General features: G+C 55.7%; 22 protein-coding genes. All 22 read left to right on the forward strand.

Going from position 1 to position 18,362, the window contains the following annotated elements:
- The first annotated feature begins 7 nt into the window (after positions 1-7).
- The 22 genes from KHA84_RS03950 (at position 8) to KHA84_RS04055 (ending at position 18,329) form a co-directional block, all read left to right on the forward strand.
- Positions 8-463, forward strand: a complete 456-nt coding sequence (locus KHA84_RS03950) for a low molecular weight protein arginine phosphatase (RefSeq protein ID WP_213422231.1) — start codon at positions 8-10, stop codon at positions 461-463.
- Between the two features lie 82 nt (positions 464-545).
- Positions 546-983, forward strand: a complete 438-nt coding sequence (gene rpiB, locus KHA84_RS03955; RefSeq protein WP_213422232.1) for a ribose 5-phosphate isomerase B — start codon at positions 546-548, stop codon at positions 981-983.
- A 29-nt stretch (positions 984-1,012) separates the two neighbouring features.
- Positions 1,013-1,627: a TIGR01440 family protein gene (locus tag KHA84_RS03960; RefSeq protein ID WP_213422233.1), complete on the forward strand. Its 615-nt coding sequence runs from the start codon at positions 1,013-1,015 to the stop codon at positions 1,625-1,627.
- Between the two features lie 3 nt (positions 1,628-1,630).
- On the forward strand, positions 1,631-2,902 hold the full coding sequence (locus KHA84_RS03965; RefSeq protein ID WP_213422234.1) for a serine hydroxymethyltransferase: 1,272 nt from the start codon (positions 1,631-1,633) through the stop codon (positions 2,900-2,902).
- 317 nt (positions 2,903-3,219) lie between these two features.
- Positions 3,220-3,849 (forward strand): uracil phosphoribosyltransferase, encoded by a 630-nt coding sequence (upp, locus tag KHA84_RS03970; protein ID WP_213422235.1) that lies wholly within the window; start codon positions 3,220-3,222, stop codon positions 3,847-3,849.
- 14 nt (positions 3,850-3,863) lie between these two features.
- Positions 3,864-4,985 carry a non-hydrolyzing UDP-N-acetylglucosamine 2-epimerase gene (wecB, locus tag KHA84_RS03975; protein WP_213422236.1) on the forward strand — a complete coding sequence of 374 codons (1,122 nt, stop codon included), beginning with the start codon at positions 3,864-3,866 and terminating at the stop codon, positions 4,983-4,985.
- Positions 4,986-5,247: 262 nt separating this feature from the next.
- Positions 5,248-5,640, forward strand: coding sequence for an ATP synthase subunit I (locus KHA84_RS03980; protein WP_213422237.1), 393 nt, complete (start codon positions 5,248-5,250; stop codon positions 5,638-5,640).
- Between the two features lie 7 nt (positions 5,641-5,647).
- Positions 5,648-6,358 (forward strand): F0F1 ATP synthase subunit A, encoded by a 711-nt coding sequence (gene atpB, locus KHA84_RS03985; protein ID WP_213422238.1) that lies wholly within the window; start codon positions 5,648-5,650, stop codon positions 6,356-6,358.
- Between the two features lie 62 nt (positions 6,359-6,420).
- Positions 6,421-6,633, forward strand: coding sequence for a F0F1 ATP synthase subunit C (atpE, locus tag KHA84_RS03990; protein WP_092097468.1), 213 nt, complete (start codon positions 6,421-6,423; stop codon positions 6,631-6,633).
- Between the two features lie 140 nt (positions 6,634-6,773).
- Entirely contained in the window at positions 6,774-7,310 is a 537-nt protein-coding gene (gene atpF, locus KHA84_RS03995; protein WP_213422239.1) for a F0F1 ATP synthase subunit B, read from the forward strand.
- Positions 7,307-7,846 (forward strand): F0F1 ATP synthase subunit delta, encoded by a 540-nt coding sequence (locus KHA84_RS04000; RefSeq protein WP_213422240.1) that lies wholly within the window; start codon positions 7,307-7,309, stop codon positions 7,844-7,846. Before atpF ends, KHA84_RS04000 begins: the two co-directional genes overlap by 4 nt.
- A 26-nt stretch (positions 7,847-7,872) precedes the next feature.
- A complete protein-coding gene (gene atpA, locus KHA84_RS04005; RefSeq protein ID WP_213422241.1) occupies positions 7,873-9,384 on the forward strand; it encodes a F0F1 ATP synthase subunit alpha in 1,512 nt (503 codons plus the stop codon).
- A gap of 40 nt (positions 9,385-9,424) precedes the next feature.
- Positions 9,425-10,282: an ATP synthase F1 subunit gamma gene (gene atpG, locus KHA84_RS04010; protein ID WP_213422242.1), complete on the forward strand. Its 858-nt coding sequence runs from the start codon at positions 9,425-9,427 to the stop codon at positions 10,280-10,282.
- A 54-nt stretch (positions 10,283-10,336) separates the two neighbouring features.
- Positions 10,337-11,752 carry a F0F1 ATP synthase subunit beta gene (gene atpD / locus KHA84_RS04015; protein WP_213422243.1) on the forward strand — a complete coding sequence of 472 codons (1,416 nt, stop codon included), beginning with the start codon at positions 10,337-10,339 and terminating at the stop codon, positions 11,750-11,752.
- A gap of 24 nt (positions 11,753-11,776) precedes the next feature.
- A complete protein-coding gene (locus KHA84_RS04020) occupies positions 11,777-12,181 on the forward strand; it encodes a F0F1 ATP synthase subunit epsilon (RefSeq protein WP_213422244.1) in 405 nt (134 codons plus the stop codon).
- A 132-nt stretch (positions 12,182-12,313) separates the two neighbouring features.
- Positions 12,314-12,550 carry a DUF1146 family protein gene (locus KHA84_RS04025; protein WP_213422245.1) on the forward strand — a complete coding sequence of 79 codons (237 nt, stop codon included), beginning with the start codon at positions 12,314-12,316 and terminating at the stop codon, positions 12,548-12,550.
- Between the two features lie 417 nt (positions 12,551-12,967).
- Entirely contained in the window at positions 12,968-14,269 is a 1,302-nt protein-coding gene (gene murA / locus KHA84_RS04030) for a UDP-N-acetylglucosamine 1-carboxyvinyltransferase (RefSeq protein ID WP_213422246.1), read from the forward strand.
- A gap of 171 nt (positions 14,270-14,440) precedes the next feature.
- Complete coding sequence (gene spoIID / locus KHA84_RS04035) at positions 14,441-15,415, forward strand: stage II sporulation protein D (RefSeq protein ID WP_213422247.1); 975 nt, start codon at positions 14,441-14,443, stop codon at positions 15,413-15,415.
- Between the two features lie 30 nt (positions 15,416-15,445).
- A complete protein-coding gene (locus KHA84_RS04040; RefSeq protein ID WP_213422248.1) occupies positions 15,446-16,105 on the forward strand; it encodes a M23 family metallopeptidase in 660 nt (219 codons plus the stop codon).
- A 275-nt stretch (positions 16,106-16,380) separates the two neighbouring features.
- Positions 16,381-16,674, forward strand: a complete 294-nt coding sequence (locus tag KHA84_RS04045; protein WP_213422249.1) for a sporulation transcriptional regulator SpoIIID — start codon at positions 16,381-16,383, stop codon at positions 16,672-16,674.
- Between the two features lie 152 nt (positions 16,675-16,826).
- A complete protein-coding gene (gene mreB / locus KHA84_RS04050; RefSeq protein ID WP_213422250.1) occupies positions 16,827-17,822 on the forward strand; it encodes a rod shape-determining protein in 996 nt (331 codons plus the stop codon).
- A 27-nt stretch (positions 17,823-17,849) separates the two neighbouring features.
- A complete protein-coding gene (locus KHA84_RS04055) occupies positions 17,850-18,329 on the forward strand; it encodes a DNA-directed RNA polymerase subunit beta (RefSeq protein ID WP_213422251.1) in 480 nt (159 codons plus the stop codon).
- Positions 18,330-18,362: the final 33 nt, after the last annotated feature.

Below are 18,362 nucleotides of genomic sequence, written 5' to 3' on the forward strand. Positions count from 1 at the left end.
GGGCACAATGGCGGTGATTGGATTGAATATTCTTTTTGTCTGCACAGGCAACACTTGCCGCAGTCCGATGGCGGAAGCGATTCTGAAAGCGGAACAGATCACGGGCGTCTCCGTCCGGTCCGCGGGCATCTCCGCTTTTTCGGGGGCGCCGGTTTCCGGACATTCGGCAGCTCTGATCCGGGAGGCGGGCTTCGAGGAGCCGGGACCGTCCGCTCCGGCGGACCGGGAAGCTGTAGAGTGGGCGGACCTCATCCTTACGATGACAGATTCTCATAAGCGCATGCTCGAGCAGACAATCCGGGAGGCGGCTGGCAAGACGTTCACTCTCAATGCCTATACAGGTATCGGGGAACGGGACATCGCTGACCCGTACGGCGGCAACCAGGAAGATTACAGGCACACATTCGAAGAATTGCGCAACGCGATCTCGGTTCTCGCTGATTCGCTGCGGCGCAATATGTAATACAGTCCATTTATGGGCTGTATTTTTATTTGTCAAATAATGATATGATGGTGTTGAAATATATCGGAAACGAGGGAAGCGGATGAGAGTAGCGATTTCTTCCGATCACGGCGGCAACCGGTTGCGCGCCGAGATCATCGATCTGATGAATGATATGGGTATTGAATATGAGGACTTCGGACCGAAAGATGACGGGTCCGTCGATTATCCTGACTATGCCAAGCCTGTTGCACAGCGCGTGGCTGATGGGGAATTCGACCGCGGCATCGTGATCTGCGGGACAGGCATCGGCATGTCGATTGCAGCAAACAAGATCAAAGGCATCCGCTGTGCGCTCTGCCACGACGTATTCAGCGCGAAGGCAACCCGCGGCCACAATGACTCCAATGTGCTTGCAATGGGCGAGCGTGTTGTCGGTCCCGGCCTGGCGAGGGAAATTGCCCGAACTTGGCTCGAGGGCGAGTTCGAGGGCGGCCGTCACGAGCGCCGTATTGAAAAGCTGAAGCAGCTGGAGCAATAATTTTTCCGCACTGAAGGGAGTTGGTCTTCTTGGATGCGCGTCAATTATGGAAGCTTCAGCTGGAGGAGGTCTTGGGCCAGCTGGAGGAGCAGGCGGAGTTCCGCCCGGGCCGGCTGTTTGTCGTCGGGTGCTCCACCTCTGAAGTAGCGGGGAGCCGGATCGGCACGGCCGGCGCGATGGATATCGCTTCCATCCTCTATGGCCCGCTCCGTGAATTCGCCGACCGGAAAGGCCTTTGGCTCGGGTTTCAGAGCTGTGAGCATATTAACCGCGCAGTGACACTCGAGCGCGAAGCGGCAGAGAAATACGGTCTGGATGAAGTCTCGGTAATTCCGGTACAGACGGCCGGCGGCTCGATGGCCGCTTATGCCTACCGCCAGATGGACGACCCGGTCGTCGTGGAAGGTGTTCAGGCGCATGCGGGCATCGATATCGGCCAGACACTCATCGGGATGCAACTGCGCCCGGTCGCGGTCCCGCTCCGGACGACGGTGGAGAAAATCGGGGACGCGGTCGTCACGGCCGCCACAACGAGGCCAAAACTGATCGGCGGCGCCCGCGCCGTCTATGTGCAGGAGCAAGAAGAGGAAGAGGATGACCTTGGTTTCGAATCATCACAAACAGATGAAATGGAAGGGGAATGAAGAATGAAACTCGAACACGTGAAGTCCCAGGACCAGGCAGTATATGAGGCGATCATGGCCGAGAAAAAGCGCCAGCAAGACAACATCGAACTGATCGCCTCCGAAAACTTTGTATCCGAAGCAGTCATGGAAGCCCAAGGCTCAGTCCTGACCAACAAGTACGCGGAAGGCTATCCGGGCAAGCGTTACTACGGCGGCTGCGAACACGTTGACGTTGTGGAAAATATCGCACGCGACCGCCTGAAGGAAATCTTCGGCGCAGAGCACGCGAACGTCCAGCCGCACTCCGGTGCCCAGGCGAACATGGCTGTATACTTCACAGTGCTCGAGCATGGCGACACGGTTCTCGGGATGAACCTGAGCCACGGCGGCCACCTTACACATGGCAGCCCGGTCAACTTCTCCGGCGTCCAATACAACTTTGTTGAATACGGCGTCAGCAAAGACGACGAGAAGATCGACTATGAAGATGTCCGCCAAAAAGCGCTGGAGCACAAGCCGAAGATGATCGTAGCAGGTGCCAGTGCATACCCTCGTGAAATCGACTTCAAGAAGTTCCGCGAAATCGCTGATGAAGTCGGTGCCTACTTCATGGTCGACATGGCACACATCGCAGGGCTCGTCGCTGCAGGACTTCACCCGAACCCGGTTCCGTACGCACACTTCGTTACATCCACGACACACAAAACACTCCGCGGACCGCGCGGCGGCATCATCCTGACAACTGAAGAGTTCGCGAAAAAAATCGACAAGTCCATCTTCCCGGGTCTTCAGGGCGGCCCGCTCATGCACGTCATCTCCGCAAAAGCGGTAGCATTCGGCGAAGCGCTCAAACCTGAGTTCAAGGAATACATCGCACAGGTCGTCAAGAACGCAAAGGCGCTCGGCGAATCCCTGAAAGCGGAAGGCATCGACCTTGTATCGGGCGGCACCGACAACCATCTGCTTCTTCTGAACCTCCGCTCTGTCGGCATCACGGGCAAGGTAGCAGAGCATGTGCTTGACGAAGCCGGCATCACGGTCAACAAAAACACGATTCCGTTCGATACTGAAAAGCCGTTCGTCACATCCGGCATCCGCATCGGCACGCCGGCCGTCACTTCCCGCGGCTTCAAGGAAGAAGAAATGAAGGAAATCGGCGCAATCATGGCCAAGCTCCTGAAAAACCATGAAGACGAATCCGTAAAGCAGGAAGCCAAAGAGCGCGTTGCGGCTCTTACTGCGAAGTTCCCGCTTTACGAATCAAAACAAGAAACCGCTGCAGCAGAACGCTGATCAGGCAAAGAGCCATTCCCCGGTTGAGGGGGATGGCTCCTTTTTAAAAGGGGGAAAGCGCGATGTCACGGTTCCGGGATTGCGCACGAAAAGTCCCGAGCCTCCGGGTTCGCGTACGAAACCAAGAAGTTCGCTTGCTAAATATCGGCCACTCGACACTCCGGCGAAGGTGCCGCCGCCCCTTCCGCCTGTTTCCTCCGGCACTGTGCATGAGCCCGTGTGACTGTTATAATAAACGAGGTTGTAAAGGTTGCCGGGATCTTGCCCGGCTGTACAAACAGGCCGGCCATGCCGGTACTGAACAGGAGAGTGAAACAATGGGAAAAGTGCATGTGTTCGACCACCCGCTGATCCAGCATAAGCTGACGTTCATCCGTGACATCAATACGGGAACCAAGGAATTCCGCGAGCTGGTCGATGAGGTCGCCACATTGATGGCTTATGAAATCACGAGGGAAATGCCGCTCAGGAAGACGGAAGTGGAGACGCCGGTCATGACCGCGGAATCCTACGTGCTCGCCGGCAAGAAGCTAGGCATTGTGCCGATCCTCCGCGCAGGGCTCGGCATGGTGGAGGGGATCCTTGAACTCATTCCGACCGCAAAAGTCGGCCATATCGGCCTGTATCGCGACCCGAACACACTCAAGCCGGTGGAATACTACGCCAAGCTCCCTTCCGACGTCGGTGAGCGTGAGTTCATTGTCGTCGACCCGATGCTTGCGACGGGGGGCTCGGCCGTTGCCGCGATTGACTCCCTTAAGTCGCGCGGCGCGACGAACATCAAATTCATGTGCCTCATCGCGGCGCCGGAAGGGGTCGAGGTACTGGCGGAAGCCCATCCGGACGTAGATATCTATATCGCGGCGCTTGATGAAAAACTTGACGACCACGGCTATATCGTACCGGGCCTCGGCGATGCCGGAGACCGCCTGTTCGGGACCAAGTAAGGAGTCTGACTGTATTGGGAAAACGCTGGAAAGTGATGACGATCTTCGGTACCCGCCCGGAAGCCATTAAAATGGCGCCGCTCGTCCTTGAACTGGAAAAGCATCCTGAGACGATCGAGTCGATCGTCGCCGTAACTGCCCAGCACCGTGAAATGCTGGACCAGGTTCTGGACGCATTCGGCATCACGCCGGACCATGACCTGAACATCATGAAGGCCCGCCAGACGCTCACCGATGTTGCGGCCCGGGGCCTGGAGGGGCTTGACCGAATCATGAAGGAAGCGGAGCCTGACATCGTGCTTGTCCACGGGGACACGTCGACAACCTTCATTGCGAGTCTTGCCGCCTTCTACAACCATGTGTCAGTCGGTCATGTGGAGGCGGGCCTCAGGACCTGGGAAAAGTACTCCCCCTATCCCGAGGAGATGAACCGCCAGCTCACGGGCGTCCTTGCAGACCTGCATTTTGCACCGACCGAAAAGTCTGCGGGAAACCTGATCGCGGAAGGGAAGCCGGAGGACCGCATCGTCATCACGGGGAACACGGCAATCGATGCACTGCAGACGACGGTGCGGGACGACTACGGGCATCCGCTTCTTGACTGGGCATCCGAAAGCCGCCTGATCCTCATGACTGCTCACCGCAGGGAAAATCTCGGTGAGCCGATGCGCCATATGTTCCGGGCGATCCGCCGCCTGCTGGACAAGCATGAAGACGCCCGGGTCATTTATCCAGTGCACCTGAACCCGGCGGTCAGGGAAGTGGCTGATGAAATCCTGGCGGGCCATCCGCGTGTCCGCCTGATTGAACCGCTTGAGGTGGTCGACTTCCACAACTTCGCGGCACGATCACACCTGATCCTGACCGACTCCGGAGGCATCCAGGAAGAAGCACCGTCGCTCGGCAAGCCGGTGCTAGTCCTCCGGGATACGACGGAACGTCCGGAAGGAATCGAAGCCGGCACATTGAAGCTTGCAGGAACTGATGAGGAGACCATATACAGGCTGGCGGATGAACTGCTCAGCGATAGGGAAGCCTACGACCGTATGGCGCATGCGTCCAATCCATACGGTGACGGCCATGCTTCGAAACGGATCGTCGGGGCCCTCTTGGAATTCCTCCAGCATAAGCGCTAAAAAACACCCGCAGAAGGCTCAAGAGCCTTTCGCGGATGTCTGTCATGAATTTGTCGAATCTTTGACAAACGTGGTCGCTTGTGAATAATTTCACGGGAATCAATTGACATCAAAATACCCCTATTGTATGCTTTTGAAGGGTAAGAATGACAAGGGTTTCAGGCGTTTTTCTACGCTTGTGCACTTGCTAAGACTGCATTCTATCATACTCGCTCCGACAGTCGGAAACGTCCGGAAAACAAGATGCGGAGGACCTCGAAAAATGGAGAATTTACGGCAAATCCATAATAGGCAGAAGAGGGCTCTCTTTTTTTTGCTCGCAATGCTTGCCCTCGGTTGGGGATTTTCCCCTTGGCCGACTGTGTTTGCCGGGTTGATCCTCGGGGTCCTTTTCGGTCTGTATAACTTCTGGATCCTTACCAGGAGGATGGAACGGTTCGACCGTGCCTTGGCGAATGGGAAAAAGGCGCCCTCACTGGGTTCCGGACTCCGCTTCGCCTCGGGCATTGCAGCTGCCGCCATCGCGGTTTCACTGCCGGAGACATTCAATCTGATCGCCACGGTGATCGGCCTGATGATTCCTTATCTGTTCCTTTTGGCAGAGCGGATCATCTCGCAAATGAAACACCCGGATCCTGGGGGGAAAGAGAGGTGAACATATAATGAACCACGTAAACCCCAAGTGGGAATTTCTTGGGCTGACGTTCAACCCGTCCAACATCCTCATGTTGGCGGTGACATGCCTCGTAGTCTTCCTCATTGCGTTCATCTCGACCCGCAATATGAAACTGAAGCCGACAGGCATGCAGAACTTCATGGAATGGGTCATGGATTTCGTGAAGGGGATCATCAAGAGCAACATGGACTGGAAAACAGGCGGCCGGTTCCACCTGCTCGCCCTGACGCTCATCATGTTCATCTTTGTCGCGAACATGCTCGGTCTTCCATTCGCCATTGCGTATGACCACGTGCTCTGGTGGAAATCTCCGACCGCGGATCCGACCATCACCATGACTCTCGCAGTCATGGTTCTCGTCCTGACGCATTACTATGGCGTCAAGATGACTGGCGTGAAGAACTACCTCACTGGTTTCACAAAGCCGCTCGCTTTCATGACGCCGCTTAAGATCATCGAGGAATTCGCAAACACGCTGACACTCGGCCTTCGTCTTTACGGAAACATCTATGCGGGTGAGATCCTCATCGGACTTCTCGCGGGCCTTGCAACTGCAGGTGTTGGCGGCTTCATCGGAGCCATCATCCCGGCAATGGCCTGGCAGGGCTTCTCGATTTTCATCGGGACCATCCAGGCGTTCATCTTCGTTATGTTGTCGATGGTCTACATGGCTCACAAGGTGCAGACAGATCATTGATCATATAATTCCCGCTTAGCGGGCGACAAAACAAAACCAACTTTTTAGGAGGAAATTATAAAATGGGTCTTCTTGCAGCAGCACTCGCAGTAGGATTGGGCGCACTTGGCGCCGGTATCGGTAACGGTCTCATCGTATCCAAGACAGTAGAAGGTATTGCACGTCAGCCAGAGGCGCGCGGCGTCCTTCAGACGACCATGTTCATCGGGGTCGCACTCGTCGAGGCCCTTCCGATCATCGCAGTTGTTATCGCGTTTATCGTAATGGGTCGATAATTATAGGGCAATGCGAAAAAATGGCGAAGAGCTTTGATTGAACCCTTCGCCATTCCTTTATGTACGGATATTGAAGGCAACACTATCTGACGGGAGCCGGCCTGCCGGCTTCCCTAGTTTCCGAAGGGAGTGAGACAATCGTGTCTTTGGACCAGTTCGTATTGGCGGCATCAGCCGGCGATGGGATTTTGGATAAACTGAACACCGGTGATATCCTCGCCACGCTCTTCTTCTTCACGTTGCTCATGCTTCTTCTCAAGAAATTCGCATGGGGCCCGCTCATGGGCATCATGGACCAGCGCGCCGAATTGATCGCTTCCGAAATCAACGAAGCGGAAAAGAGCCGCGCCGAATCCGCCAAGCTGCTGGAAGAGCAGCGCGCGCTCCTCAAACAAGCGCGTACTGAAGCACAGGCGATTGTGGAGAATGCAAAGCAGCAGGGTGACGCCCAGCGTGCGGATATCATGGAAACCGCTCGTGCGGAAGCAGCCCGCCTGAAAGAAAATGCAGCGGCAGAAATCGCCAACGAAAAAGAAAAGGCCATCCAGGCCGTACGCGAAGAATTCGTCTCGATGTCCATCCTGGCTGCAGAGAAGGTTCTTGGCAAGGAAGTCTCTGAAGAGGACAACCGTGCCCTCATCGAGGAGACGATCCAGAAGGCAGGGGAAAGCCGATGAGCGAGTCCACTGTAGCCAAGCGCTATGCGCTCGCGCTGTTTGAAGTGGCCCGCGAAAAAGGGAAGACGGAAGTCATCAGCGCCGAAATGAGCGAGGTCCGCAAGGTATTCGCCGAAACGCGCGAGCTCCGTACGCTCCTGACTTCCCCCAAACTTTCGAACCGGGAGAAAAAGGCGCTTCTGGCCAAGCTGTTCAACGGCGCGGACCAGCTGACGCTCAATACACTTTACGTACTTTCCGATGCAGGCCGCCTCAATGAGACGGTGAATGTCGCAAACGACTTCATCTCCCTCGTGGACGAGGCAGCAGGCATCGCGGAAGCGAAAGTGTACTCCACCCGGCCGCTATCCGATACGGAACAGCAGGAACTTTCCGCTGCATTTGCCGGCAAGGTCGGCAAGCAGTCGCTCCGCATCGTGAACATCGTGGATCCGTCGCTGATCGGCGGACTGCGTATCCGTATCGGTAACCGGATCTACGACAACAGCCTCAGAACTAAACTGGATCACCTTAAGCGTGATCTCGTGAATGCATAATCTTTTGAAATGAAGGGGTGACATGCATGAGCATCAAAGCTGAAGAAATCAGCGCTCTCATCAAACAGCAGATTGCGGACTACCAATCTGAGTTGGAAGTCAGCGATGTCGGTACCGTTATCACCATCGGTGACGGAATCGCACGCGCGCATGGCCTCGATAACGTCATGGCCGGTGAACTCCTGGAGTTCTCCAATGGTGTCATGGGCATGGCGCAGAACCTCGAGGAAAACAACGTCGGTATCGTCATCCTTGGACCGTTCACGGACATCAAGGAAGGCGACGAAGTCCGCCGCACAGGCCGGATCATGGAAGTTCCGGTCGGTGAAGAACTGATCGGCCGCGTCGTGAACCCGCTCGGCATGCCGATCGACGGACTCGGACCGATCAACACGACAAAAACACGTCCGATCGAAAGCCCGGCGCAAGGCGTCATGGCACGTAAGTCGGTCGATGAGCCGCTCCAGACCGGTATCAAGGCGATCGACGCACTTGTTCCGATCGGCCGGGGGCAGCGGGAACTGATCATCGGTGACCGCCAGACCGGTAAAACGACGGTTGCGGTCGATACGATCATCAACCAGGCTGACCAGAACATGATCTGTGTCTACGTCGCAATCGGACAAAAAGAATCGACGGTCCGTGCCCTTGTGGAAACCCTCCGCAAAAACGGCGCGCTCGACTACTCGATCGTCGTCTCCGCAGGCGCATCCGACCCTGCACCGCTTCTTTACCTCGCGCCTTATGCAGGGGTAACGATGGCTGAAGAATTCATGTTCCAGGGCAAGCACGCCCTCATCGTCTACGATGACCTGTCCAAGCAGGCTGCTGCCTACCGTGAACTTTCCCTCTTGCTCCGCCGTCCTCCGGGCCGCGAAGCTTATCCGGGTGACGTCTTCTACCTCCACTCGCGCCTTCTTGAGCGTGCAGCGAAGCTGAACGACGACCTCGGCGGCGGTTCCATTACGGCACTGCCATTCGTTGAGACACAGGCAGGGGACATCTCCGCCTACATCCCGACGAACGTCATCTCGATCACTGACGGACAGATCTTCCTCCAGTCCGACCTGTTCTTCTCGGGTGTACGCCCGGCGATCAACGCGGGTCTATCCGTATCGCGTGTCGGCGGTTCCGCGCAGATCAAGGCGATGAAGAAGGTTGCCGGTACGCTCCGTCTTGACCTGGCTGCCTACCGTGAACTCGAAGCGTTCGCACAGTTCGGCTCGGACCTCGATGCCGCAACCAAGGCGAAGCTCGACCGCGGTGCGCGCACGGTTGAAGTCCTGAAGCAGGACCTCAACAAGCCGATCAAAGTCGAAAAGCAGGTCGCGATCCTTTACGCGCTGACCCGCGGCCATCTTGATGACATCCCTGTCCAGGACATCCGCCGCTTCGAAGCGGAATTCCTGAGCTGGCTCGACAGCAACCACACGAACGTACTGGATCATATCCGCACAACAAAAGCTCTTCCGGCTGATGAAGAAATGACAGCAGCTCTTGACGCATTCAAGAAAACATTCGTCCGCTCCGAAGACTGAGTTCCGGCAGATCCAATAACGAGAAGGTGGTGAACAACCGATGGCATCATTACGCGAAATCCAGAGCCGGATCAACTCCACGAAAAAAACGAGCCAGATCACGAAGGCGATGCACATGGTATCGGCTTCCAAACTGAGCAAGGCGGAACTGAACGCAAAGTCGTTCAACCCGTATATGGAGAAGATCCAGGAAGTGATCGGGGCGATTGCAGCCGGCGCACCGGATGCGACACACCCGATGCTCGAGAGCAGGCCGGTCAAGAAGACCGCCTATCTCGTCATCACTTCCGACCGCGGACTTGTCGGAGCCTATAACTCCCACGTCCTGAAGGCGGCTCTCGGCAAAATCCGTGAACGGCACACATCCAAAGATGAAGTCGTCATCCTTTCCATCGGACGCAACGGCGTTGATTTCTTTAACAAGCTCGGATATAACGTGATCCAGAGCGTCATCGGCGTTTCGGATCACCCGACCTTTGCCGAGATCAAAGACGTCACGCGTGAAGCGGTCGGCAAATTCATCGACGGTGAGTACGATCAGCTGTACATGTACTACAACCACTTTGTCAGTGCGATCAGCCAGGAAGTGACCGAGAAAAAGGTCCTTCCGCTGACTGACCTCTCTTCGATGAAATCGACCGCTTCCTACGAGTTCGAGCCTTCAGCGGAAGCCATCCTCGAAGTGCTCCTCCCGCAATACGCGGAAAGCCTGATGTACGGCGCTCTGCTTGACGGCAAGGCTTCCGAGCACGCTTCGTCGATGACCGCGATGAAGGCGGCGACCGACAACGCGAAGGAATTGATCGACGATTTGACACTTTCATTCAACCGTGCGCGCCAGGCAGCGATCACCCAGGAAATCACTGAGATCGTCGGCGGGGTCGCAGCGCTCGAATAAGCGCCGGCCCTGTCCATGCATGGCTCCCGCAGCATACAGACAGGAGGGAACAGCATGAACCAAGGACATGTCCTCCAGGTCATGGGTCCGGTCGTCGACGTAAAATTCGACGGCGACAACATGCCTGAGATCTACAATGCCCTTACAGTCCAGATTGCGCGCCCGAACGAAGAGGCGCAAACACTGACGCTTGAAGTTGCCCTTCACTTGGGCGACGACTCCGTCCGCACGATCGCCATGTCCTCCACGGATGGCCTTCAGCGCGGGGCGGTCGTCACCGACACAGGCTCACCGATTTCGGTTCCTGTCGGAGACATCACACTCGGCCGTGTCTTCAACGTTCTTGGAGACACGATCGACCTGAACGAGGAAATTCCTGCATCCGAACGACGCGACTCAATCCACCGGGATGCTCCAAAATTCGAGGAACTGACGACAGACGTCGAAATCCTTGAAACGGGCATCAAGGTTGTCGACCTGCTTGCTCCTTACATCAAAGGCGGTAAGATTGGCCTGTTCGGCGGAGCGGGTGTCGGCAAGACAGTCCTGATCCAGGAACTCATCAACAACATCGCACAGGAGCACGGCGGTATTTCCGTCTTCGCGGGTGTCGGAGAACGTACCCGTGAAGGGAACGACCTCTACTTCGAGATGTCCGACTCCGGTGTTATCAAGAAGACGGCAATGGTCTTTGGCCAGATGAACGAGCCGCCGGGTGCGCGTATGCGTGTTGCTCTGACGGGTCTGACGATGGCTGAATACTTCCGTGACGAAAAAGGCGCGGACGTTCTTCTCTTCATCGACAACATCTTCCGGTTCACACAGGCCGGTTCTGAAGTATCGGCCCTTCTCGGCCGCATGCCTTCCGCGGTTGGTTACCAGCCGACACTGGCAACCGAGATGGGTAAATTGCAGGAGCGGATCACATCCACAAACAAAGGGTCCGTCACATCGATCCAGGCAATCTACGTCCCTGCCGATGACTACACCGACCCGGCTCCTGCAACGACATTCGCCCACCTCGACGCAACGACAAACCTTGAGCGTAAGCTCTCGGAGATGGGGATCTATCCTGCGGTTGACCCGCTGGCGTCCTCTTCCCGTGCGCTTTCCCCTGAAATCGTCGGCGAAGAGCACTACGAAGTCGCGACTCAGGTCCAGCAAACGCTACAGCGCTACCGTGAGCTTCAGGACATCATCGCAATCCTCGGTATGGACGAGCTCGGCGACGAAGACAAGCTTGTCGTCGACCGTGCGCGCCGTATCCAGTTCTTCCTTTCCCAGAACTTCCACGTTGCTGAGCAGTTCACGGGCCAGAAAGGTTCGTATGTTCCAGTAGCGGAAACGGTCAAAGGCTTCAAGGAAATCCTCGAAGGCCGCTATGACCACCTGCCGGAAGATGCATTCCGACTCGTCGGGCGCATCGAGGAAGTTATCGAGAAAGCAAAGGAAATGGGCGTAGAAGTCTGATTATCCTGACCAGGAGGGAAAAGCATGAGCACAATCAAAGTGAATATCGTCACTCCCGACGGTCCGGTATATGATTCGGATGCAAACATGGTCATCGCAGTCACCACGACTGGTGAGCTGGGAATCCTTCCCGGCCACATTCCGATGGTTGCGCCTCTTGAGATCGGCGCGGTCCGCCTGAACAAAGACTCATCCACCGAACGTGTGGCGGTCAGCGGCGGGTTCCTGGAAGTCCGTCCGGATCAGGTCACGATCCTCGCCCAGTCCGCCGAGCTGGCAGAAGACATCGATGCGGCCCGAGCCATAGAGGCGAAAAAGCGTGCCGAGGAACGTCTTCAGCAAAAGCAGGAGGACCTGGATGCCAAACGTGCAGAGTTGGCACTCAGACGCGCGATGAACCGTTTGGACGTCGCGAAAGGCAAAATCTAACGATATCATCACAAAGAAGAGCGGGCAGAACTGATCTGCCCGCTTTCTTTTCTTTTTTCTGCAGCATTGAATGCCATGTGAGATCATAAGTGATGTATCCGGAAAAATCCATACAGAAAGGCGGAAGAGGAGATGGACCAATATTTTGCCTTCCAATCCGTTACCGGGCTAATTTCCCATGTTTTCTTTATTGCCATCGCGTTTTACGCGTTGCAGGCAATCATGCCGGAAAGCTGGATCCGGAAAAACAAAGTGTTCCAGGCACAGCTCCTGTATATTCTGCTAAGTATCGCCATCGGTTCGGCTGTATCGAATTTCTTCCTGGACATATCCTATTGGTCAAGGCAGCTACCCGGCCTTTTAGGCTGAGTGCTGTCCTTCATGGACGGGCGTGCGGAGCAACGGGAAAGCCTGTTCCTGCCTCGGTCCATGAGGGACAGATCATAAAAAAGGCAGAAAGCTGTTTGAGACAAACTTCATAGGGAATGAACAAATTAGGTAAGAAGACCCGTACCGGCCGGTGGGCGCTTACCGACACAAAAACAGAAGAATCGACGTATAGTATGGTGAATGTGTTCACAATTAGGATTTACCAGGGCCGTCAGCTCAGCTCAAATCTTGAAACGGTGCTGGAAGCATTGTAAACTGTTAATGGTTTGTGTTTTTAAAATGGACACGCGAAGTGCTGGTTTGAAGGCCTCAGTCGCGGTCCGCTGTTGTCGAGAAAACAAGAAAAATCAGATTATGGATCATATGGATACGAGAGAGAAGCCGGAGGGACTTATATTGGAAAAAATTATTGTTAAGGGCGGACGGCCGCTGAATGGGTCGGTTCGTGTCGAAGGGGCGAAGAATGCGGTTCTGCCGGTTCTTGCCGCCGCACTTCTTTCAACGGAAGGAACGAACATCATCAAGGATGTCCCGATTTTGTCGGATGTATACACCATCAATGAAGTATTGAGGAGTCTGAACGCGACGGTCGAATTCAATGCGGAGCAGAACGAAGTACGGATCGATGCATCCGCCCCGCTGTCCAGCGAGGCGCAGTTTGAATATGTCCGCAAGATGCGGGCATCCATCCTCGTCATGGGACCGCTGCTTGCACGCAACGGTTTTGCGCGCGTTGCACAGCCGGGCGGCTGCGCAATCGGTTCCCGTCCGATTGAACAGCACCTGAAGGGCTTTGAGGCAATGGGCGCCGAAATCAAGACGGGCAACGGGTATGTTGAAGCAAAAGTGGATGGCCGCCTGAAGGGTGCCCGCATCTATCTGGACTTCCCGAGTGTCGGCGCTACAGAGAACATCATGTCTGCGGCTGCACTGGCAGAGGGGACGACGATTCTCGAAAACGCGGCAAAAGAGCCGGAAATTGTCGATTTGGCAAACTATATTAATGAGATGGGCGGCCGTATCGTCGGTGCAGGTACGGACACAATCCGCATCGAGGGCGTCAAGTCTCTGCATGGAGCAACCCATCATATCATCCCTGACCGGATCGAAACCGGTACATTCATGGTGGCAGCCGCAATCACGAAAGGTGATGTCATCATCGAGAATGCGGTTCCTGAACACAATGCCGCACTCATCGCAAAGCTGAAGGAAATGAACATCGAAATTGAAGACACTGATGACGGCCTGCGCATCCGCGCTGAAAAGCCGCTCCGTTCGGTGGATATCAAGACGATGCCGTACCCGGGCTTCCCGACAGACATGCAGTCCCAGGTGATGGCACTGATGCTGACAGCGGAAGGTACCGGAGTCCTTACAGAAACGGTATTCGAAAACCGGTTCATGCATGTCGAAGAATTCCGCCGCATGAACGCAAACGTCAAGATCGAAGGACGTTCCGTCATCATGAACGGCCCGTCCAGCCTGCAGGGGGCCGAAGTGGCGGCTACTGACCTGCGTGCCGCAGCTGCGCTGATTCTGGCCGGTCTGGCAGCGGAAGGCATCACACGGGTGACGGAACTGATCCACCTGGACCGCGGCTATGTCGATTTCCACGGTAAGCTTGCGCGGCTTGGTGCAGATATTATCCGGGTGAACGACGACGAAACAGCAGATGAAAAGGAAAAGGAACTGGTATGATCCTTCGGGAGGGCGGCGCCCGCCCTCCTGCACCTCGTGGAAGGCCGGCACTGCCGGCGCCAACGCCAATCATGCAATAATCTTATTCCTTATCTATCTATAATAAAGGCGGACCGGCTTTGAGCCGGTCCGCTTTTTCATATCTCTTCCGCCGGGCACATAGAATCAGGTATGAAAAAGTTGATTGCACTCGGACTAATCATTTTTCTGTTCAGCATGCCGATCCTGCTGAAGAAAACGGAAGGTACGGCAGTGGTCAAGCCGCCTGCCGGACCGGAAGAGACCCAGGCCCCGGAAACAGGTGCCGCTTGCGAAGTGTTCCTGACTGTGGAGGGCGAGCCTGAACCGGTTCCGCTCGAAGAGTACGTTGTCGGCGTCGTCTCGGGCGAGATGCCAGCCGGTTTCAGCAAGGAAGCGCTGAAGGCACAGGCAATTGCAGCACGCACATACGCGCTCCGGGTCACGTCCGGCGGCAAGGAAACGATCCGGAAGGACACCGCCCATCAGGTGTACAGGCCTGAGGCAGAGCGGAAAAAGGAGTGGGACAAGGGGTATCCGGAAAACGAGCGGAAAGTGAGGGAAGCGGTGACCGAGACGGAAGGCAAAGTGCTGATCCATGAAGGGGAGCTCATTTCCGCCATGTTCCACTCTACCAGCAACGGAAAAACAGAAACTGCAAAAAACTACGGAGGGACGGATATCCCGTACTTGCGTAGCGTAGAAAGTCCCGAGGATGCGGATATGTCACCGAGGTTCGAGGATTCGGAGACATTCACGCTCAGCCAATGGAATAAAAAACTCGGAGGCGACTGGAATGCCGCCATGTTCGGGACCCTCCGCCTGAAGCGGAACGAGACGGGACGTGTCCAGCAGGCGGAAGCAAACGGATTTACGATGGATGGACGTGAGATGCGGGACAAGCTCGGCTTACCCTCCACGGACTTTGATATCGCCTACGACCCTGTAAAGAAAATTGTTCATGTATTCACGAAAGGCTATGGCCATGGCGTCGGAATGAGCCAGTACGGGGCTGAGGCCTTCGCGCGCGAAGGATGGCCCGCAGAAAAGATTTTATTCCACTATTATGAGGGAACGACAATAAAAAAATTGGAAGCGGCTGATCCTGAGTGTTTAAAATCCCCTTAACCTGCCAACAATGCGGTTGAGGTGATGATAATGAGAGAAGAGAAACCGAATAATCCTTCTCAGAAGAACAAGAATCGCAAAAGCTGGTTGTGGCCTGCCATCTATTCAGGATTCGCGGTCTTATTCGTAGGGATGGTCTGGACCTATCAGGCAGTTACGAACGATGCAGATGAAAAGGTTGAAGTGTCTCAGTCGGGCAATCCGGCAGGGGGCGGTGACGTCACAGTGGAGACCAATGCATCAAACGAAACCATGAAGTTCCCGTTTGATGAAGCGCTTCTCGATGGCGTATCCGTTATCCAGGAATACTATGACATGGAAGCAGATTCAGAGCAGCGAGAAAAAGCCCTTCTCGTCTTTAGTCAGACGTATGTGACAAACAGCGGCGTGACACTTTCGAACAATGACGAGCCTTTCGAAGTGAAGGCTGCGCTGAGCGGAACAGTGGAAGAAGTGGTGGTCGATGAATTCATGGGCAACAAAGTCACCCTCAAGCATGCGGACGGTCTGGAAACGACGTATGGCTCGGTGACAGGCATTACTGTTGAAAAGGGCGACCAGGTTGCACAGGGCCAGACAATTGGGACCACTGCCGCTAACGAGTGGAACCCGACTGCCGGCAATCATCTGTTATTCGAAGTGAAAAAAGACGGCGTTGCCGTCAACCCGGGCAATTACCTGGCATTCTGATTGGAGCCGGACGGCCGACCGAGAGTCGGGCTGTCCGGTTTTCCCGTTTTTAGGACGGGAGCGTTGAGACGATGCCGTTCTGAGATGGGAAGTTGCCATACTTCATTGAGACATCGCTGCACTTTCCGCTGTCCGGTTTCTGTACAAAACAATCCGCCAGAAAAAAATTCGTCTCCGCCTTTCTTCCCAAAGCCGATTTTACCCAATCCGGTCTGAATCCGTTTGCGGCGGCATATGTTGTGAAAAGCGTTCCTACATGAGGAAAGGAAGAGAACGTGCACGAACATATCCGGCGCCGATGCCTGAAGTTGGGGGAATTGCTGCTGGAGACGAGGGCGACCGTCCGGGCGCTTGCCCGATCGACGGGGTATTCCAAAAGCACCGTCCACAAGGATCTGACGGAGCGGCTCCCAAATGTGGATGGGGAGCTGGCACGTGAAGTCGCGGAGGTGCTCGCCTACCATAAGGCGATCCGGCATCTGCGCGGAGGCGAGGCGACGCGCGACAAGTGGCGCCGCACCCGCACCGGGTCGGAAGGGTGCAAGGAACCGGCGGCCCCGAATTCCTGAAAAAGTGGTCCGCGTCCGGCGTTCTGCCGGAACGCCGGGGCGCTTTTTTCATGGGACGAGAGTGGTGATTCCCGTATGTTCATTGTCTGGCCGCTATGATAAAATGGGACAAGACAGAAATCATACGGGAGATGGACGGAAGGAGCACGGATATGTTCTACAGGGATATCGGAATCGATCTCGGCACATCAAACACGCTGATCCACGTGAAAGGAAGCGGAGTTGTGCTGAACGAGCCGTCGGTCGTCGCGGTCGACCTGAAAACGAAACAGGTGCTGGCAGTCGGTGACGAGGCGTACCGGATGCTCGGCCGTGCGCCGGGGACCATCCAGACCATCCGTCCGCTAAAAGACGGCGTCATCGGCAATTTTGACATGACAGAAGCCATGCTGACGAAGTTTATCGATCGTCTCGGTGTAAAGGGCTTTCTCCGGAAGCCGAGAATCCTGATCTGCTGCCCGGTCCAAGTGACCGCGGTCGAGCAGAAGGCGATCCAGGATGCCGCGCTCAAGGCAGGCGCGCGTCGAGTATACATAGAAGAAGAGCCGAAGGTGGCCGCAATCGGAGCCGGTATGGACATCTTCCAGCCGAGCGGCAACATGATCATCGACATCGGCGGCGGAACGACTGATATCGCGGTGCTGTCAATGGGCGGTATTGTCACCAGCCAGTCCGTCAAAGTCGGCGGCAACACATTTGATGCGGACATTCTGCAATACATCAAAAAGCATGAGCAGTTGCTGATCGGGGAACCGACAGCGGAACTGATTAAAAAAGAGATCGGGACGGCGCTGCCCGGTTCCGAAAAGAAGACGATTGACATCCGTGGGCGGGACCTCGTCAGCGGCCTTCCGCGTGCCGTAACGGTGGATTCGGACAAGATTGCGGGGGCTATCCGGGAATCGGTCATGATGATCGTACAGGGCGCAAAGAACGTCCTGGAAAAGACGCCACCGGAGTTATCGGCCGATATCATCGACCGCGGCATCATTCTGACCGGTGGAGGTGCGCTTCTCCATGGAATCGACGGCCTCCTGTCCGAGCAGGTGAAGGTACCGGTCTACTTGGCAGACGATTCGCCAGGTTGCGTCGTGACAGGCACGGGCATTATGCTGGATCGCCAGCGGACGGTATTCGTCAAAGGCTAAATCAGTGCATGGATTAGGGAGATTGCAATGACTGGAAAAGACAAGCTAGAACAGAATACCGGCAAGCGGCAAACAGGCCGGACAATCAGCCGCTCAGGCGATGAGCGCACATTCCGTGCGACCAACCGGACTGTCGAACGGCAGAAAGCAACAGCAAAGAAAAGTGCTTCGGCGGCTTTCGTCCCGTCCGCAGAACGCACAAACGGAAAAGTGTTCAGGGCGACGAACCGGACCGCAGAGCGGGAAAAGGCGCATGCCGCTGTCAAGAACAAACCGGCAGGAAAACAGGCTGCATCGCAAGGCAGCAAGCAAGAGGTAGGCCGCTGGGTCCAGATCCGGCTGATCCCGATCTGGCTGCGCGTGCTGCTGTTCTTGCTCGGCGTCGCAATTGCGGCTGTACTCGGTGTCATGTTCGGTTACGGCGTCATCGGCGACGGCAAGGCGCTGGATGCGCTGAAGCCGGAAACATGGCAGCACATCTGGAAAATGATCAATGGCGATGTATGACCGCCAGCAGGCGGGCCATATTGAAGGAGGAGC

It is taken from the genome of Bhargavaea massiliensis, from assembly GCF_018390575.1.
Taxonomy (GTDB): domain Bacteria; phylum Bacillota; class Bacilli; order Bacillales_A; family Planococcaceae; genus Bhargavaea; species Bhargavaea massiliensis.

Coding starts and splice junctions, on each gene's coding strand:
- KHA84_RS03950 (WP_213422231.1), top strand. CDS start 8: ATGGCGGTGATTGGATTGAATATTCTTTTTGTCTGCACAGGCAACACT.
- KHA84_RS03980 (WP_213422237.1), top strand. CDS start 5,248: ATGGAGAATTTACGGCAAATCCATAATAGGCAGAAGAGGGCTCTCTTT.
- KHA84_RS03965 (WP_213422234.1), top strand. CDS start 1,631: ATGAAACTCGAACACGTGAAGTCCCAGGACCAGGCAGTATATGAGGCG.
- atpG (WP_213422242.1), top strand. CDS start 9,425: ATGGCATCATTACGCGAAATCCAGAGCCGGATCAACTCCACGAAAAAA.
- spoIID (WP_213422247.1), top strand. CDS start 14,441: ATGAAAAAGTTGATTGCACTCGGACTAATCATTTTTCTGTTCAGCATG.
- KHA84_RS04025 (WP_213422245.1), top strand. CDS start 12,314: ATGGACCAATATTTTGCCTTCCAATCCGTTACCGGGCTAATTTCCCAT.
- rpiB (WP_213422232.1), top strand. CDS start 546: ATGAGAGTAGCGATTTCTTCCGATCACGGCGGCAACCGGTTGCGCGCC.
- atpB (WP_213422238.1), top strand. CDS start 5,648: ATGAACCACGTAAACCCCAAGTGGGAATTTCTTGGGCTGACGTTCAAC.
- atpD (WP_213422243.1), top strand. CDS start 10,337: ATGAACCAAGGACATGTCCTCCAGGTCATGGGTCCGGTCGTCGACGTA.
- atpE (WP_092097468.1), top strand. CDS start 6,421: ATGGGTCTTCTTGCAGCAGCACTCGCAGTAGGATTGGGCGCACTTGGC.
- KHA84_RS04055 (WP_213422251.1), top strand. CDS start 17,850: ATGACTGGAAAAGACAAGCTAGAACAGAATACCGGCAAGCGGCAAACA.
- KHA84_RS04000 (WP_213422240.1), top strand. CDS start 7,307: ATGAGCGAGTCCACTGTAGCCAAGCGCTATGCGCTCGCGCTGTTTGAA.
- KHA84_RS04020 (WP_213422244.1), top strand. CDS start 11,777: ATGAGCACAATCAAAGTGAATATCGTCACTCCCGACGGTCCGGTATAT.
- KHA84_RS04040 (WP_213422248.1), top strand. CDS start 15,446: ATGAGAGAAGAGAAACCGAATAATCCTTCTCAGAAGAACAAGAATCGC.
- mreB (WP_213422250.1), top strand. CDS start 16,827: ATGTTCTACAGGGATATCGGAATCGATCTCGGCACATCAAACACGCTG.
- atpA (WP_213422241.1), top strand. CDS start 7,873: ATGAGCATCAAAGCTGAAGAAATCAGCGCTCTCATCAAACAGCAGATT.
- upp (WP_213422235.1), top strand. CDS start 3,220: ATGGGAAAAGTGCATGTGTTCGACCACCCGCTGATCCAGCATAAGCTG.